This is a genomic window from Micromonospora sp. NPDC047644 (assembly GCF_040704315.1).
Classification (GTDB): domain Bacteria; phylum Actinomycetota; class Actinomycetes; order Mycobacteriales; family Micromonosporaceae; genus Micromonospora.
On sequence record NZ_JBEYSY010000011.1, the window covers coordinates 110,512 to 124,840 of the forward strand.

Annotated in this window: 15 protein-coding genes; 12 read left to right on the plus strand and 3 right to left on the minus strand. The window is 69.4% G+C overall.

Annotated elements, in window-relative coordinates; genetic code table 11:
• Positions 1–12: 12 nt before the first annotated feature.
• Positions 13–342, plus strand: coding sequence for a phospholipase (locus AB0877_RS19455; protein WP_366610395.1), 330 nt, complete (start codon positions 13–15; stop codon positions 340–342).
• A gap of 459 nt (positions 343–801) precedes the next feature.
• Positions 802–1,059 carry a WhiB family transcriptional regulator gene (locus tag AB0877_RS19460; protein ID WP_007455784.1) on the plus strand — a complete coding sequence of 86 codons (258 nt, stop codon included), beginning with the start codon at positions 802–804 and terminating at the stop codon, positions 1,057–1,059.
• Positions 1,060–1,238: 179 nt separating this feature from the next.
• Here AB0877_RS19460 and AB0877_RS19465 read toward each other — a convergent pair whose 3' ends face one another.
• Positions 1,239–1,688, minus strand: coding sequence for a metallopeptidase family protein (locus AB0877_RS19465; protein ID WP_366610397.1), 450 nt, complete (start codon positions 1,686–1,688; stop codon positions 1,239–1,241).
• Positions 1,689–1,841: 153 nt separating this feature from the next.
• On the opposite strand from AB0877_RS19465, the gene AB0877_RS19470 reads away from it, so the two are divergent.
• Positions 1,842–2,210, plus strand: coding sequence for a DUF3499 domain-containing protein (locus tag AB0877_RS19470; RefSeq protein WP_124822852.1), 369 nt, complete (start codon positions 1,842–1,844; stop codon positions 2,208–2,210).
• A 187-nt stretch (positions 2,211–2,397) separates the two neighbouring features.
• On the opposite strand, the gene AB0877_RS19475 is transcribed toward AB0877_RS19470, so the two are convergent.
• Positions 2,398–3,744, minus strand: coding sequence for an aspartate aminotransferase family protein (locus AB0877_RS19475; RefSeq protein ID WP_366610399.1), 1,347 nt, complete (start codon positions 3,742–3,744; stop codon positions 2,398–2,400).
• 714 nt (positions 3,745–4,458) lie between these two features.
• On the opposite strand from AB0877_RS19475, the gene AB0877_RS19480 reads away from it, so the two are divergent.
• Positions 4,459–4,668 carry a DUF397 domain-containing protein gene (locus AB0877_RS19480; RefSeq protein WP_366610400.1) on the plus strand — a complete coding sequence of 70 codons (210 nt, stop codon included), beginning with the start codon at positions 4,459–4,461 and terminating at the stop codon, positions 4,666–4,668.
• Here the strand turns inward: AB0877_RS19480 and AB0877_RS19485 are convergent.
• Positions 4,647–5,159, minus strand: a complete 513-nt coding sequence (locus AB0877_RS19485; RefSeq protein ID WP_366610401.1) for an Lrp/AsnC family transcriptional regulator — start codon at positions 5,157–5,159, stop codon at positions 4,647–4,649. The genes AB0877_RS19480 and AB0877_RS19485 overlap by 22 nt on opposite strands.
• A 214-nt stretch (positions 5,160–5,373) precedes the next feature.
• Between AB0877_RS19485 and AB0877_RS19490 the strand changes: the two genes are divergently transcribed.
• The 8 genes from AB0877_RS19490 (at position 5,374) to AB0877_RS19525 (ending at position 14,317) form a co-directional block, all read left to right on the plus strand.
• Positions 5,374–6,558 carry a spermidine/putrescine ABC transporter substrate-binding protein gene (locus AB0877_RS19490; RefSeq protein ID WP_366610403.1) on the plus strand — a complete coding sequence of 395 codons (1,185 nt, stop codon included), beginning with the start codon at positions 5,374–5,376 and terminating at the stop codon, positions 6,556–6,558.
• Positions 6,558–7,715 (plus strand): ABC transporter ATP-binding protein, encoded by a 1,158-nt coding sequence (locus AB0877_RS19495; protein WP_366610404.1) that lies wholly within the window; start codon positions 6,558–6,560, stop codon positions 7,713–7,715. Before AB0877_RS19490 ends, AB0877_RS19495 begins: the two co-directional genes overlap by 1 nt.
• Positions 7,712–8,620, plus strand: coding sequence for an ABC transporter permease (locus tag AB0877_RS19500; protein WP_366610405.1), 909 nt, complete (start codon positions 7,712–7,714; stop codon positions 8,618–8,620). The genes AB0877_RS19495 and AB0877_RS19500 overlap by 4 nt, the downstream gene beginning before the upstream one ends.
• The gene (locus tag AB0877_RS19505) at positions 8,617–9,453 is read left to right on the plus strand and encodes an ABC transporter permease (protein ID WP_366610406.1); all 837 of its coding nucleotides are present in this window, start codon (positions 8,617–8,619) and stop codon (positions 9,451–9,453) included. Before AB0877_RS19500 ends, AB0877_RS19505 begins: the two co-directional genes overlap by 4 nt.
• Positions 9,454–9,523: 70 nt before the next feature.
• Positions 9,524–10,990 (plus strand): FAD-dependent oxidoreductase, encoded by a 1,467-nt coding sequence (locus tag AB0877_RS19510; protein ID WP_366610407.1) that lies wholly within the window; start codon positions 9,524–9,526, stop codon positions 10,988–10,990.
• Entirely contained in the window at positions 10,990–12,171 is a 1,182-nt protein-coding gene (locus AB0877_RS19515) for a saccharopine dehydrogenase C-terminal domain-containing protein (RefSeq protein WP_366610408.1), read from the plus strand. The genes AB0877_RS19510 and AB0877_RS19515 overlap by 1 nt, the downstream gene beginning before the upstream one ends.
• A 385-nt stretch (positions 12,172–12,556) precedes the next feature.
• Positions 12,557–13,216, plus strand: a complete 660-nt coding sequence (locus AB0877_RS19520; protein WP_366610409.1) for a G5 domain-containing protein — start codon at positions 12,557–12,559, stop codon at positions 13,214–13,216.
• Between the two features lie 255 nt (positions 13,217–13,471).
• On the plus strand, positions 13,472–14,317 hold the full coding sequence (locus tag AB0877_RS19525) for a DUF559 domain-containing protein (protein ID WP_366610411.1): 846 nt from the start codon (positions 13,472–13,474) through the stop codon (positions 14,315–14,317).
• Positions 14,318–14,329 lie beyond the last annotated feature (12 nt).

Here is a 14,329-nt window from a genome sequence, read left to right on the forward strand (position 1 = left end):
CGGGGAGCGCGGATGCACGAGCACGCGTACGGGCCGACGGAGACGGGGACCGTCGTCCTCGATCTGGGCGGCGACACCGGTGCCCTGATCGTCTACACGGGTCGGGACCTGCACGGCCGGGAGATCGAGATCAGCCGCGACGACGACCGGCGGGTCCACTCGGCGGTGCGTGAGCGCCTGGTCCGCGACGGCTCGTTCCACAGCGCGGTCTATCCCGATCTGCCGAGCGGGATCTATACCGTCTGGTGGGATGATCACACGTCTGCCGGCACGGTCACCGTCCATGGTGGAGCGGTGGCCGAGTTTGTCTGGCCGAGCAGCGGTTTTGGGGTCGCCGGCTGACCTCGACGCACCTGTTTCACCACCGCGCCCCGTCCACATTGTGGACGGGGCGCGAGTGCTGTCCAAGGCTGGACGGGCGGTCTGCGCCGCACCGCGTTAACCTGTCTCCCACCCAAGATCAGCTTAGGGGTGACGATCTTTGGTGCCGGCCGGTCATGGACTCGTCGGAGAAGCGCCACGGCAGAAAAGTCGGGCAACTCGCCGGAGAGGGCGTTACTCGGCCGGGGTCTGAATCGATAGGGCAGGTTGCGAGGCTGGACGGCCCGAGTGGCCGACCGGGGGTGTCGGGAGGGCGACTCCATTATCAAGTTTGGCTTGACGGCGCACGCATTACACGCGTGTAATTTGAATGGGGTTGTTCGCGCGGAACGCAACAAAACGGGACGGGACGGACAAGCACGCCTTTCGCGTGGGGGGTTGCAGCGGCGATGACGCCGGTGCGCGACAAGGAGGCATTTGATGGACGGCCAGCTTGAGGTGGCCGACCTGCTCGGAAACGCGCCGGAGTGGCAGGAGCGGGCATTGTGCTCGCAGACCGACCCCGAGGCGTTCTTTCCCGAGAAGGGCGGCTCGACCCGCGAGGCGAAGCGGATCTGCTCGCGTTGCGAGGTCAAGACCGAGTGCCTCGAATACGCACTGGGTCACGACGAGCGGTTTGGCATCTGGGGTGGGCTCTCCGAGCGGGAGCGGCGCAAGTTGAAGCGGCGGGCCGCCTGAGCGGTGCGCGGGGCCTGCCTGCGCGTGGCTCGACGGGCCGACGTTATTCGAGGGTCGAGGCGAGGGCTGCCTCGGCGGGTGTGCGGGCCGGGACGGGGCTGCCGGGGGGCGACCTGAGGTCGGGGCGGCGGGGGCCGCCCGACCGTCCGCTTCCCGCGCGGTCGGCCGTCGGGCTCGGCTCAGGCGAGTTCGTCCGGGTCGACCCCGAGAAGGTTCGCCACCTGTTCGATGATCACGTCATGGACGAGATCGGCGAGGTCCTCACGGTCCATCGCCCGGAACTCCAGGGGCCGCCGGTACAGCACGATCCGCGGCGGCACCTCCTGCCGGCCTGGGCGCCCGGGCAGCAGCCGGGCCAACGGGACCTCGCCGTCCTCCAGCACGTCCGAGTCGTAGACGTTCAAGTCCGGCGGGACGTCCTCGACAGCGAACTCGACCCCGGCCAACTCCTTGGCGAACCGACGCTCCAGCGTCTCGACGGTGTCCAGGACCAGGTCGTCGAAGACCTCGGCCTTGGTCCGCGCCAGCGGCACGGTGGCCGGAACCAGCCGCCCGCGCAGGCCGCGCCCGTGCCGGTCACGATGCCCACGCCGACCAGCGGCGGGGCGGCGGTGTTCCGGGCTCGTCATGAGGCAAAGGGTAGCGCCCGTGCCGGGCTGGCCAGCGGCAGCGCCGCTCCCGTGGCGCGGCGCGCCCAGAACGTTCGACTGTGATCACCATGACGGGCGTGTCGCAACGCGAAGCGATGCGCCGGACCCGGTAATGGAGATACCCTGCCGCACGTGAGGTCACCACGGCGCTGCTCCCGTAACGGCTGCCCCCGGCAAGCGGTCGCCACATTGACCTATGTCTACAACGAGTCGACAGCGGTGGTGGGGCCGCTGGCGGCGTTCGCCGAGCCGCACACGTACGACCTGTGCGAGCCGCACGCCCGCAGCCTGACCGCGCCGCGCGGCTGGGACGTCGTCCGGCACGAGGGCGAGTTCGAACCGCCGCCGCCCACAACGGACGACCTGGTCGCGCTGGCCGAAGCGGTCCGCGAAGCCGCCCGCCCGGCCCCCCGCCCCCCGGAGCCGGACCAGAGCCGTCCCGAGAACCCCCACCAGACCGGCCGCCGAGGCCACCTCCGGGTAATCCCCCCCAACCACTAAAACCCCGCGCCCACCAACCCGCCGCGCCCCCTTCCGGCCCGGCCGGGCCGGCCGCGCCTTCCTTCCGCCGTTGATCATGAAGTTATTGCCCCGCCCCTCGGCGTGTCGTGGCAATAACTTCATGATCAACGGGGCGGGGGCGGGGCGGGGGTGGGGGGGGGTGGGGTGGGCGTGGGGGTGGGTGGGGTTAGAGCTTGGTCCAGGCTTGGGTCAGGACTGCGCGGAGGGTCTGCTCGATCTCGTCGAAGTGCTGCTGCTCCGCGATCAGGGGTGGGGCCAACTGGATGACGGGGTCGCCCCGGTCGTCGGCCCGGCAGTAGAGGCCCGCCTGGAACAGGGCGGTGGAGAGAAAGCCGCGCAGCAGGCGCTCCGACTCGGCCTCGGTGAAGGTCTCCCGGGTGGTCTTGTCCTTGACCAGTTCGATGCCGTAGAAGTAGCCGTCACCGCGGACGTCGCCGACGATCGGCAGGTCGTGCAGCTTTTCCAGGGTGGCGCGGAAGGCGTCCTCGTTGGCGCGTACGTGCCCGACCAGGTCCTCGCGGGCGAACACCTCCAGGTTGGCCAGCGCCACCGCGCAGGAGACCGGGTGCCCACCGAAGGTAACCCCGTGGGCGAACATGCCAGTCTCGGTGAGGAACGGTTCCATCAGCCGGTCGCTGGCGATCATCGCGCCCAGCGGGGCGTAGCCGGAGGTGATGCCCTTGGCGGTGGTGATGACGTCCGGCTGGTAGCCGTAGCGCACCGCGCCGAAGTATTCACCCAACCGCCCCCACGAGCAGATCACCTCGTCCGAGACGAGCAGCACGTCGTACGCGTCGCAGAGCTCCCGTACCCGTTCGAAGTAACCGGGCGGTGGTGGGAAGCACCCGCCGGAGTTCTGCACCGGCTCCAGGAAGACCGCGGCGACGGTGTCCGGGCCTTCCCGCTCGATGGCCCGCCCGATCTCGTCGGCGGCCCAGCGACCGAACGCCTCGGCGTCGTCGCCGTGCTCCGGGGCCCGGTAGAAGTTCGTGTTCGGCACCTTGATCGCACCCGGCACCAGTGGCTCGAAGTCGCTCTTGATGCCGGGCAGGCCGGTGATCGACAGGGCGCCCATCGAGGTGCCGTGATAGGCGATGTAGCGGCTGATCACCTTGTACTTGTTGGGCTTCCCGGTGCGCTTGAAGTAGGCGCGGGCCAACTTCCACGCCGCCTCGACGGCCTCGGAGCCGCCGGTCGTGAAGAAGATCCGGTTGAGGTCGCCGGGGGTGAGCGCGGCGATCCGCTCGGCCAGCTCGACGGCCTTCGGGTGCGCGTACGACCAGAGCGGGAAGTAGGCCAGCTCGCCGGCCTGCTTGGCGGCGGCCTCGGCCAGCTCGGTGCGGCCGTGGCCGGCGTTGACCACGAAGAGCCCGGCGAGCCCGTCCAGGTAGCGGCGACCCTGCGCATCCCAGACGTACGCTCCCTCGCCGCGCACGATGGTCGGCACCTCGCCGGCGGAGTAGCTCGCCATCCGGGTGAAGTGCATCCAGAGGTGGTCGGTGGCGTTGGCCATGTCAGCCCCATCGGTCGTCGGGCCGGTCAAAGGGGTGAGGCCGGCCGCTCTGCCAACGGTTATCGCACAGTCGATACCTCTAGGGCAAGTGTTATCGGCGGTACCACGGTCAGTTGGCGACGGATTCAGCGTGACGACGTCACAGCGGCAACGGAATCCGTACTGCTGCCCGTCCGGGTGATCACCGGGCGGCGGGAGTTGAACGTGTGCTGCTGGCGGCCTTTGGAGCTGAATCGCTTGCGACGTCACGGCCGCCCGTCGGGGTGGGCCTTGGTTCGGTGTCCCTGTCCTTCAGGGTTTGCCCTGCCCGTCGCCGAATCGTTTGCGACATCAGCTCCAAAGGGCCCGCCCGGTGGTTGTGCCTCCCTCGGCCGCCGGCTCGATCCACACCGGTTCGCTGAAAACGCGGTGTCCGGACGTGGTGGACGCCGCGATATCGGTGAAGTCGAGTGGATCAACCGCGGAGGAGGGGGCCTCGCGGGGCCGGGGAGGCGCGGGCTGGAGGTCGGGAGGGGTGGATCTTGGGTCGGGGAACGTGCGGGCTGGAGGTCGGGAGGGGTGGGTCTGAGGCGGGGATCTCGACAATCAGCTCCGCGGTCAGGTCGTGACCGACCCCCTGGACGTCGCTAGCCTGGGACGCAGGTGGGAGGGCGTCACCGGCGAGGCGCTCCCCCGACGACGGTCGATCGAGCTGATCAGGGAAGTGGCCACGACATGGACATGAGCGACGCCCGGTGGCGCACCGCGACCCGGAGCAGCAACAACGGCGGTGACTGCGTCGAGGTGGCCGACAACCTGCCCGGTCGGGTGTTGGTGCGCGACAGCAAGGACCGCGACGGCGGCACCCTGGTCTTCGCCCCGAGCGCCTGGGCGTCGTTCGTCGGCGCGGTGAAACCGGGGCGTCAGGCCGTACCCCAGGTGTAGGTCTGCTTGCGCAGCTTGAGGTAGACGAACGCCTCGGTGGAGAGCACCCCGGGCACCGCGCGCAGCCTCTGCAGGATCTCCAGCAGGTGGTCGTCGTTGCGGCAGACCACCTCGGTGAGCAGGTCGAACGACCCGGCGGTGATCACCACGTAGTCGACCTCGTCCAGTTCGGCCAGCCGGTCCGCGACCGCCTCCAGGTCGCCGTCGGTGCGTAGGCCGACCATCGCCTGCCGGTTGAAGCCGAGCTGGAGCGGATCGGTCACCGCCACGATCTGCATCACGCCGGAGTCGAGCAGTCGCTGCACCCGCTGGCGGACCGCCGCCTCGGACAGCCCCACCGCCTTGCCGATCGTCGCGTACGGGCGGCGGCCGTCCTCCTGGAGCTGCTCGATGATCTGCTTGGCCACGTCATCCAGCAGAGCGTGATTGGCGCCTTCACGGACAGCGACGCGTCGACCGCCGTTGCTGTTCTCGTGCTGCCGGTTTGTCATTGACCGCTCCCCATGTCCCGAATCGTGATGTCGCGCGTGTATCCCCGCGTAGTCTGGCGTATTTCGTCGTACATCGCTATTCCCGCAACGGAATCCCTTGTAAGGGAGGTCACCTCATGTCAGGATCAGTCGTCCGTGGCACTTGACCCTCCCGACATTCCCGCCGGCGTGCCTCCCCCGTCCCGCCCGCCGACGATGACCCCTAGGAGTCGTCATGCGTACTCCCCTCCGGCCCCTCTCCCGGCGTGGACTGCTCACCGGCACTCTCGGTTCGGCCGCCCTGCTCACCATGGGCGGCAGCCTCGCGGGCTGCGGCACCAAGGGCGCACAGCAGACCGAGGCTGGTTGCGTCAGCGAGGACCTCTCCGGCACCGAGAAGAAACTCGCCTTCGCCAACTGGCCGCAGTACATGGACGTTGACGACGCTGACGAGTCCAAGCGGCCGAGCCTCGACGAGTTCATCACGAAGACCGGCATCCAGGTGACCTACACCGAGGACATCAACGACAACAACGAGTTCTTCGGCAAGGTACAGAACCAGCTTGCCGCCTGTCAGAGCACCGACCGCGACATCATCGTGCTGACCGACTGGATGGCGGCCCGGATGATCCGGCTCGGCTGGATCCAGAAGCTCGACCCGGCGAAGATCCCGAACGTGCAGGCCAACCTGCTTCCGTCGCTGCTCAACCGCCCCTTCGACACCGAGAACCGGATCTCCATCCCGTGGCAGTCCGGCCTCGCGGGCCTGGCGTACAACGGCAACGTCACGAAGGAACTGCGGACCGTCGACGAACTGCTCACCCGCGCCGACCTCAAGGGCAAGGTGACCGCGCTCAGCGAGATGCGCGACACCATGGGCCTGCTGCTCGGGTCGAACGGGCACGACCCGGCCAACTTCACCGCCGCCCAGTTCGACGACGCCCTCAACAAGCTCAAGAAGGCAGTCGACTCCGGGCAGATCCGCAAGTTCACCGGCAACGACTACGCGCCCGACCTGGCCAAGGGCGACATCGCCGCGTGCATCGGCTGGTCCGGTGACGTCATCCAACTGTCCGGTGAGGACGAGAAGGTGCGGTTCGTCGCGCCGGACTCGGGCGTGATGCTCTACAGCGACAACATGATGGTCCCCAACAAGGCCACCCACAAGGGCAACGCCGAAGCGCTGATCAACTACTACTACGAGCCGGCGGTCGCGGCGAAGCTCGCCGCGTACGTCAACTACATCTGCCCGGTCAAGGGCGCTCAGGCCGAGATGGAGAAGATCGACCCCGAGCTGGCCGCCAACCCGCTGATCTTTCCGGACGAGGCGCTGCTGTCGAAGTCCAAGGTGTTCATGGCCCTGGACGAGAAGCAGGAGAAGGAGTACGAGGGCAAGTTCCAACAGGTCATCGGGGCGTGATGAGGATGGCCCGCGAGACACCCGCCGGCGACCTGCGCCTGGCCGACCTCACCAAACGGTTCGGCGTCTTCACCGCCGTCGACGACCTGAGCCTGACCGTCGAGCAGGGCTCGTTCTTCGCGCTGCTCGGCGCGTCCGGCTGCGGCAAGACCACCACGTTGCGGATGATCGCCGGCCTGGAGGAGCCGACCAGCGGCCAGGTGCTGCTCGGTGACACCGACATCGCCCGACTGCGGCCGTACAAGCGGCCGGTGAACACCGTCTTCCAGAGCTACGCGCTCTTCCCGCACCTCAGCATCTTCGAGAACGTGGCCTTCGGGCTGCGCCGACGCGGCATCCGCTCGGTCGACGACGAGGTTGCCCGGATGCTGTCGCTGGTGCAGCTCGACGGCTATGGCAACCGCCGCCCGGCCCAGCTGTCCGGGGGTCAGCAGCAGCGGGTCGCGCTTGCCCGCGCCCTGATCAACCGGCCGCAGGTGCTGCTGCTCGACGAGCCGCTGGGCGCACTCGACCTCAAGCTGCGCCGACAGATGCAGATCGAGCTGAAGCGTATCCAGACCGAGGTCGGCATCACCTTCGTACACGTCACCCACGACCAGGAGGAGGCCATGACCATGGCCGACACCGTCGCGGTGATGAACGCCGGCCGGATCGAGCAGTTGGGTGCCCCGGCCGACATCTACGAGTTTCCCGCCACCGCCTTCGTGGCGAACTTCCTCGGCCAGTCCAATCTGCTCGCCGGCGAGGCCACCGGCGTCAGCGGCGGCGACGTCGCGGTGACGGCACACGGCACTCGCTTCTCCGTGCCCGTCGGCCGGGCACGGGCCGAGAGCGGTCCGGTCCACCTGGGGGTACGCCCGGAGAAGCTGATTCTGGTCGGCTCCGCCGACCAGGTGCCCGCCGGGCATCAGCACGTCACCGGGGTGGTCACCGACGCCTCCTACGTCGGAGTCAGCACGCAGTACCTGCTGCGTACCGGCTGGGGCACCGAGGTGTCGGTCTTCGCCGCCAACAGCGGGACGTCGACGACCGTGGCGGTCGGCGGCGAGGCCGTGGCGTACTGGGATCCACGGCACGCGTTTCTGTTGCCCCGCGCCGCCGCCGACACCGACCGGACCGCACCGGTGCTGGACGAGCCGGTGGGTGCGTCGTCGTGACCCTGCTGGCGCCCACCGGGTCGGGGCACCCGCCGCCCGCGCCACCGGCAGCCCGGTCGGGGCGACGCCGACTCCTGCCGTACCTCCTGTTGTTGCCGGGCGCGGCCTGGCTGCTCATCTTCTTCGGTGTGCCGCTCGTGCAGTTGGCGGCGGCCAGCCTGTACGACCCCAGCGGCTCGCTCTCCACCGGGTACGCGATGACCTGGGCGGTCGGCAACTACCCGGACGTGCTCCAGGCGTACTGGCCGCAGTTCCTGCGTTCGTTCGGCTACGCCGGGCTGGGCCTGGTGCTGGCGTTGCTGCTGGGCTACCCGCTGGCGTACGCCATCGCGCAGAAGGCCGGCCGCTGGAAGAATCTACTGCTGGTGTGCGTCGTCGCGCCGATGTTCACCAGCTTCCTGGTCCGCACGTTGGCCTGGAAGACGATCCTGTCGGACAACGGCGCGCTCGTCGGCCTGCTGCGCGACGTGAACCTGCTCGCCCCGGACGGTCGGCTGCTGGCCACCCCGTTCGCTGTGGTGCTCGGCCTGACGTACAACTTCCTGCCGTTTCTGGTGCTGCCGCTGTACGCGAGCCTGGAGCGGCTCGACCCCCGGTTGCTGGAGGCGGCCACCGACCTGTACGCGAGCCCGGTACAGGCGTTCCGTCGGGTGACGCTGCCGCTGTCCATGCCCGGTCTGGTCGCCGGCACGCTGCTGTTCTTCATCCCGGCCAGCGGCGACTACATCAACGCGGAGCTGCTCGGCACCCCGAACGAATACATGATCGGCAACGTCATCGACTCGGCGTTCCTGGTCCGACTGGACTACCCGCAGGGCGCCGCGCTGTCGTTCCTGCTGATGGCGGCGATCCTCGCGGTGGTCTTCGGCTACCTCCGTCGAGCCGGCACGGAGGAGGTCCTATGAGGGTGTCGCGCTGGTTGGCGGACCGCTGGGTGATGATCGTGGCGTTGCTGGTGCTCGGTTACCTGGCGCTGCCGATCCTGGTGGTGGCGGGACTGTCGTTCAACCGTCCGTCGAGCCGGCTGTCGTACGACTTCAACGAGTTCACTCTGGACAACTGGCGGCAGCCGTGCGCCACCTCAGACATGTGCGACGCGGTGGTCCGCAGCGTGCAGATCGGCTTTCTCGCCACTGTGGTCGCCACGGTGCTCGGCACCCTGATGGCGTTCGCGCTGGTCCGGCACCGCTTTCGCGGCCGGTCCGGGATCAACGTGCTGATCTTCCTGCCGATGGCCACCCCGGAACTGGTGATGGGCACGTCGCTGCTGGCCCTGTTCGTGTCGGCGGGAGTACCGCAGGGTTTCTGGACCGTCGTGATCGCGCATGTGATGTTCTGCGTGTCGTTCGTGGTGGTCACCGTGAAGGCGCGGCTCGCCGGCATGGACCGGCGGCTGGAGGAGGCCGCCATGGACCTCTACGCCAACGAGTGGCAGACCTTCCGGCGGATCACCCTGCCGCTGGTGCTGCCCGGCATCGGGGCCGCCGCCTTGCTGGCCTTCTCGCTGAGCTTCGACGACTTCATCATCACCAACTTCAACGCCGGCACCACCGTCACCTTCCCGATGTACGTCTGGGGCGCTGCCCAGCGTGGCATTCCACCGCAGGTCAACGTGATCGGCACGGCGATGTTCGGGCTCGCGCTGCTGCTCGTGGGCCTCAGCTCGCTGCGCGGTCGACGGGCCCGCCGCGCCAACCTGCTGGTCGGGTCGACACCGCAGGCGCGGCGGCCGTCATGACCACAGCCCGCCGCGCCGGTCGGGGAGGCCGTCCTACGGGTCACCCGCCCCGCGTGTGGGGTCTGCCCTCATGACGCCCGCGCATGCCGGCCGGGCTCTGGCCGACGCGGCACCCGTGCCGTACTGGCTCGACCGCCCGGACCGCCCGGACCCGCTACCGCCGCTGAGCGGTCGGCACTCCGCCGACCTGCTGGTGATCGGCGGCGGTTACAGCGGACTGTGGGCCGCGCTGTTGGCGAAACAGGCGGACCCGGACCGGGACGTGCTGCTCGTCGACGCCGGGACCTGCGGTTGGGCGGCTTCCGGGCGCAACGGCGGTTTCTGCGCGGCCTCGCTGACCCACGGCCTCGCCAACGGCGTCGACCGGTTCCCCGACGAGGTGGGCGAGTTGGAACGCCTCGGGCGCGACAACCTGGACGCCATCGCCGCCACCGTCGAGACGTTCGACATCGACTGCGACTTCGAGCGCACCGGTGAGCTGGCCGTCGCCGTCGAGCCGTACCAACTCGACGGGCTGGCCGCCGACGCGGACCTGGCCCGCCGGTACGGCCACCGGGTGCGGTTGCTCGACCGGGACGAGGTGCGCGCCGAGGTGCGCTCGCCGACGTACCTGGGTGGGATGTTCGACGCCGACCGGGTCGCCATGGTGGACCCGGCGAAGCTGGCCTGGGGGCTGCGCCGCGCCTGCCTCGACCTCGGCGTACGCGTGCACGAGCACACCCGGGTCACCGGACTGCGCGCCGACGGCGCGGCCCTGCACGCCGGCACCCGGGGCGCTGGCCCCGCCGCCCACCCGGCCGACAGTGGCCGGGCCGACACCATCGCCACCGGCCTGCCCGGCTCGATCCGGGCGCGCCGGGTCGTGCTGGCCACCAACGCCTTCCCGCCGCTGCTACGCCGGCTGCGGGCGTACCTGGTGCCGGTCTACGACCACGTGCTGATGACCGAGCCGCTCACCCCCGCCCAGCGCGACGCCATCGGGTGGCGCAACCGCCAGGGGCTCGCGGACACCGCCAACCAGTTCCACTACTACCGGATCACCACCGACGGACGGATCCTCTTCGGCGGCTACGACGCCGTCTACCACTACGGCAACCGGGTCGCGCCCGAGCTGGAACAACGACAGGCCACCTTCACCACCCTCGCCCGCCACTTCTTCACCACGTTCCCGCAGCTCGCCGACGTGCGGTTCAGCCACCGCTGGGGCGGGGTCATCGACACCTGCACCCGGTTCTGCCCGTTCTTCGGCACCGCCTACAACGGTCGGCTGGCGTACGCGGCCGGCTACACCGGCCTCGGCGTCGGGGCCACCCGCTTCGGGGCCCGGGTGCTGCTCGACCTGCTCGACGGCGGGAACACCCCGCTGACCCGGCTCGACCTGGTTCGCCGCAAGCCGCTGCCGTTCCCACCGGAACCCGTCCGCGCGGTCGGCATCAATCTCACCCGCTGGTCACTGGCCCGCGCCGACGCGCGCGAGGGCCGGCGCGACCTCTGGCTCCGTACTCTCGATCGTTTCGGTTTGGGGTTTGATTCCTGATGCGTGTCCTCCTCGTCGGCGCCGGTGGCGTCGGCTCCGCCGCCGTAGCCATCGCCGCCCGACGGACCTTCTTCGAGACCATCGTGGTGGCCGACCACGACCCCGTTCGGGCCCAACGGGCGGTCGCCGGGCACGACGACCGTTTCGTCGCCGCCCAGGTCGACGCCGCCTCGGCCGACGCGGTCACCGCACTGTGCCGGGAGCACCGGATCACACACGTGCTGAACGCCGTCGACCCGCGGTTCGTCATGCCGATCTTCGACGGCGCGTTCGCGGCCGGCGCGGACTACCTGGACATGGCGATGTCGCTGTCGCACGTCGAAACCGGCGTGAAGCTCGGCGACGAACAGTTCGCGGTGGCCGACACCTGGTCGGCGGCCGGTCGGCTGGCGCTGTGCGGCATCGGGGTCGAGCCCGGCCTCTCCGACGTCTTCGCCCGTTACGCCGCCGACGAACTGTTCAGTGAGATCGACGAGATCGGAGTCCGGGACGGGGCGAACCTCACCGTCGACGGGTACGACTTCGCGCCCTCGTTCTCCATCTGGACCACCATCGAGGAGTGCCTCAATCCGCCGGTCGTCTGGGAACGGGACCGGGGCTGGTTCACCACCGAACCGTTCTCCGAGCCGGAGGTCTTCCACTTCCCGGAGGGGATCGGGCCGGTCGAGTGCGTCAACGTGGAGCACGAGGAGGTGCTGCTCATCCCGCGCTGGGTCAAGGCCCGGCGGGTCACCTTCAAGTACGGCCTGGGCGACGAGTTCATCGAGGTGCTCAAGACGCTGCACAAGCTCGGTCTGGACGCCGTCTCCCCGGTGCGGGTACGCGGCGTCGACGTCTCCCCGCGCGACGTGGTGGCCGCGAGCCTGCCCGACCCGGCCACGCTCGGCGCCCGGATGCGCGGCAAGACCTGCGCCGGCACCTGGGTACGCGGCCTCGGCCCGGACGGGCAACCCCGCGAGGTCTACCTGTACCACGTGGTCGACAACGAGTGGTCGATGCGGGAGTACGGGCACCAGGCGGTGGTCTGGCAGACCGCCGTCAACCCGGTCGTCGCGTTGGAGTTGCTGGCCAGCGGCGCGTGGGCCGGCGTTGGGGTGCTCGGACCGGAGGCGTTACCCCCGACGCCCTTCCTCGACCTGCTGAACGGTTACGGCTCACCATGGGCGATGGAGGAGCGGTGAGCCCGCCCCGGTGACGGCATCGCGACAGTTCCGTCATGGTCGTTCGCTCTCCGACCGCTGTCGACGCGGTGCGTCAGGATCTGCGGCTTTTGTTGGTGCTGCTACCCGCACGATCGGCCCTGCCCGCCAGCCCGCAGGTTTGCCGCACCTGCCGACTCGTCGCCCGCCCACACGCCCACCGATCTTTCCCGCGAAGCGAAAGGCGCAGGTGACGAACGCGACGGGGGATATTGCACGCTGTGTTTGCGACGACACTCATCGCCGTGACGATGCAACCACCACAGCACCCGGGGCCGCCGTACCCGCCGTCGTTCGGCCAGACGCCCCGACCGAACTGGTTCCGCCGGGCCACTCCCGCCAGCCGCGTCGCCTGATCCTCGGCTCGGTGACGCTGTCGATCCTGCTGCTCTGCTGCGCCGGAACCGCCATCGTCGGCGCGTTGACCGGCGAGCCGGAGCCGACCAGGACCGGCACCGCGGCCGAGCAACCGCAACAGCCGATCCTGGCCGCACCCGGCGAGCCGACCGAGCAGGCCCCAACCCAGGAGGAGTCGCCGACCGACACGCCCTCCACGGTGTCCTCGTCGGCCCCGTCATCGGTCGCGCCCAGCCCGCCCAGCGCGGCGGCCGTGCCGGTGGTGCAGGTGACGACCGTGACGGAGAAGGCCACCATCCGGTACGGCGAGCGGACCGTCAAAGACTCGTCACTGGCCGAGGGCAAGCGGGTCGTCCGGACCAAGGGCGTCAACGGCGTCCGGACCATGACCTACGAGGTGACCACCACCGACGGCGTGCGGACGGCCAAGAAGCTGGTCAAATCCGCAGTGACGAAGCAGCCGGTGACTCAGGTCGTGGCCGTCGGCACGAAGAAGCCGCAGTCGTCGAAGTGCGACCCGAACTACAGCGGCTGCGTCCCGATCGCCAGCGACGTCGACTGCGCGGGTGGCAGTGGCAACGGCCCCGCCTACGTCAGAGGGCCGATCAGGGTCATCGGCGACGACATCTACGACCTGGACCGAGACGGCGACGGAATAGCCTGCGACTAACCCCGCCCCGCCCCGCCCCCGCGCCCCACCCCCACCCCCTCCCTCCCGCGATCTTGCACTTTCTGCGGTCATTTATGCCTCCTATCGGGCATATCGTCGACAGGAAGTGCAAGATCGCGGGAGCGAGGGGGTGCGCGAGGGGGTGGTGCTAGCACGGGTGAGGGGGGTTGTGGGGGTTGTCCACAGGGGGGTTGGTTTTCCACAGGTCGTTGTTGCGGGGTAGTGGCGGAGGCCCGGGTCGGTCAGCCTCCCCGCATGGCAACTCAGTTATGGCGTACGGACGCGCTGATGCGGCAGCTCACCGTTGGACGGATACGGACTCGGCTCGATCGCGAGGAGATCCTGCGTGTGCGCAGAGGGGTCTACGCCGACAAGCCATGCGACGACGACGACGAACTACGCGCCCTTATGCTCCGGCTGCCCGACGGAGCGATGTTGGCGAGGCAGAGTGCCGCCCGCCGATACGGCTTCGGGGTCCTGCGCGACGATCTGATCCACATCCAGTTGCCCGCCGAGGTGCCAAAGCCCCGTCTGCCCGGGGTGGTTGTTCACCGGACGGTTCTGCACGCGCGGCCGGTCTTCGTCGCAGGCCTGCCCTGTGTGCCGCCGGCGCGCTGCGCAGTCGACCTTGCGCGCGCCGCTCGTCGGGTCGACGCACTCCCAGTGCTCGACGCCGCCCTGCGATCCGGCTTGGTCACCCAGGATGACCTGCTGGCCGAGGTTGCGGCCCACAACGCGTTGCGGGGTGTCCGCCAGGCCCGCCAACTTGTACCGCTGGCAGACGCCAGGGCGGAGTGCCGGCAGGAAAGTCAGTTGCGACTGATCCTGATCGACGGAGGCCTGCCCCCGCCGGAGCCGCAACTATGGGTGACCGACCGCCACGGCATCCCTCAATACCGCCTCGATCTGGGCTACCGCGAACGCCGAATCGGCATCGAGTACGACGGACTGTCGCACCTGGACCGCGATCGACTCAGGCACGACCGTGAGCGGATCAACTGGCTGGCCGCAGCGGGTTGGCGGATGCGCTACTTCACCGACCGCGACCTCTACCGCCGCCCCGAACACATCAAAGCCACAATCCGCGCCGCCCTCTCCTAACCACCCCCCTGC

Bases quoted from the DNA above. Each gene is read 5' to 3' on its own strand.
- AB0877_RS19515 (WP_366610408.1), top strand. From the start codon at position 10,990: ATGCGTGTCCTCCTCGTCGGCGCCGGTGGCGTCGGCTCCGCCGCCGTA.
- AB0877_RS19480 (WP_366610400.1), top strand. From the start codon at position 4,459: ATGGACATGAGCGACGCCCGGTGGCGCACCGCGACCCGGAGCAGCAAC.
- AB0877_RS19465 (WP_366610397.1), bottom strand. From the start codon at position 1,688: ATGACGAGCCCGGAACACCGCCGCCCCGCCGCTGGTCGGCGTGGGCAT.
- AB0877_RS19485 (WP_366610401.1), bottom strand. From the start codon at position 5,159: ATGACAAACCGGCAGCACGAGAACAGCAACGGCGGTCGACGCGTCGCT.
- AB0877_RS19490 (WP_366610403.1), top strand. From the start codon at position 5,374: ATGCGTACTCCCCTCCGGCCCCTCTCCCGGCGTGGACTGCTCACCGGC.
- AB0877_RS19455 (WP_366610395.1), top strand. From the start codon at position 13: ATGCACGAGCACGCGTACGGGCCGACGGAGACGGGGACCGTCGTCCTC.
- AB0877_RS19510 (WP_366610407.1), top strand. From the start codon at position 9,524: ATGACGCCCGCGCATGCCGGCCGGGCTCTGGCCGACGCGGCACCCGTG.
- AB0877_RS19525 (WP_366610411.1), top strand. From the start codon at position 13,472: ATGGCAACTCAGTTATGGCGTACGGACGCGCTGATGCGGCAGCTCACC.
- AB0877_RS19495 (WP_366610404.1), top strand. From the start codon at position 6,558: ATGAGGATGGCCCGCGAGACACCCGCCGGCGACCTGCGCCTGGCCGAC.
- AB0877_RS19505 (WP_366610406.1), top strand. From the start codon at position 8,617: ATGAGGGTGTCGCGCTGGTTGGCGGACCGCTGGGTGATGATCGTGGCG.
- AB0877_RS19460 (WP_007455784.1), top strand. From the start codon at position 802: ATGGACGGCCAGCTTGAGGTGGCCGACCTGCTCGGAAACGCGCCGGAG.
- AB0877_RS19475 (WP_366610399.1), bottom strand. From the start codon at position 3,744: ATGGCCAACGCCACCGACCACCTCTGGATGCACTTCACCCGGATGGCG.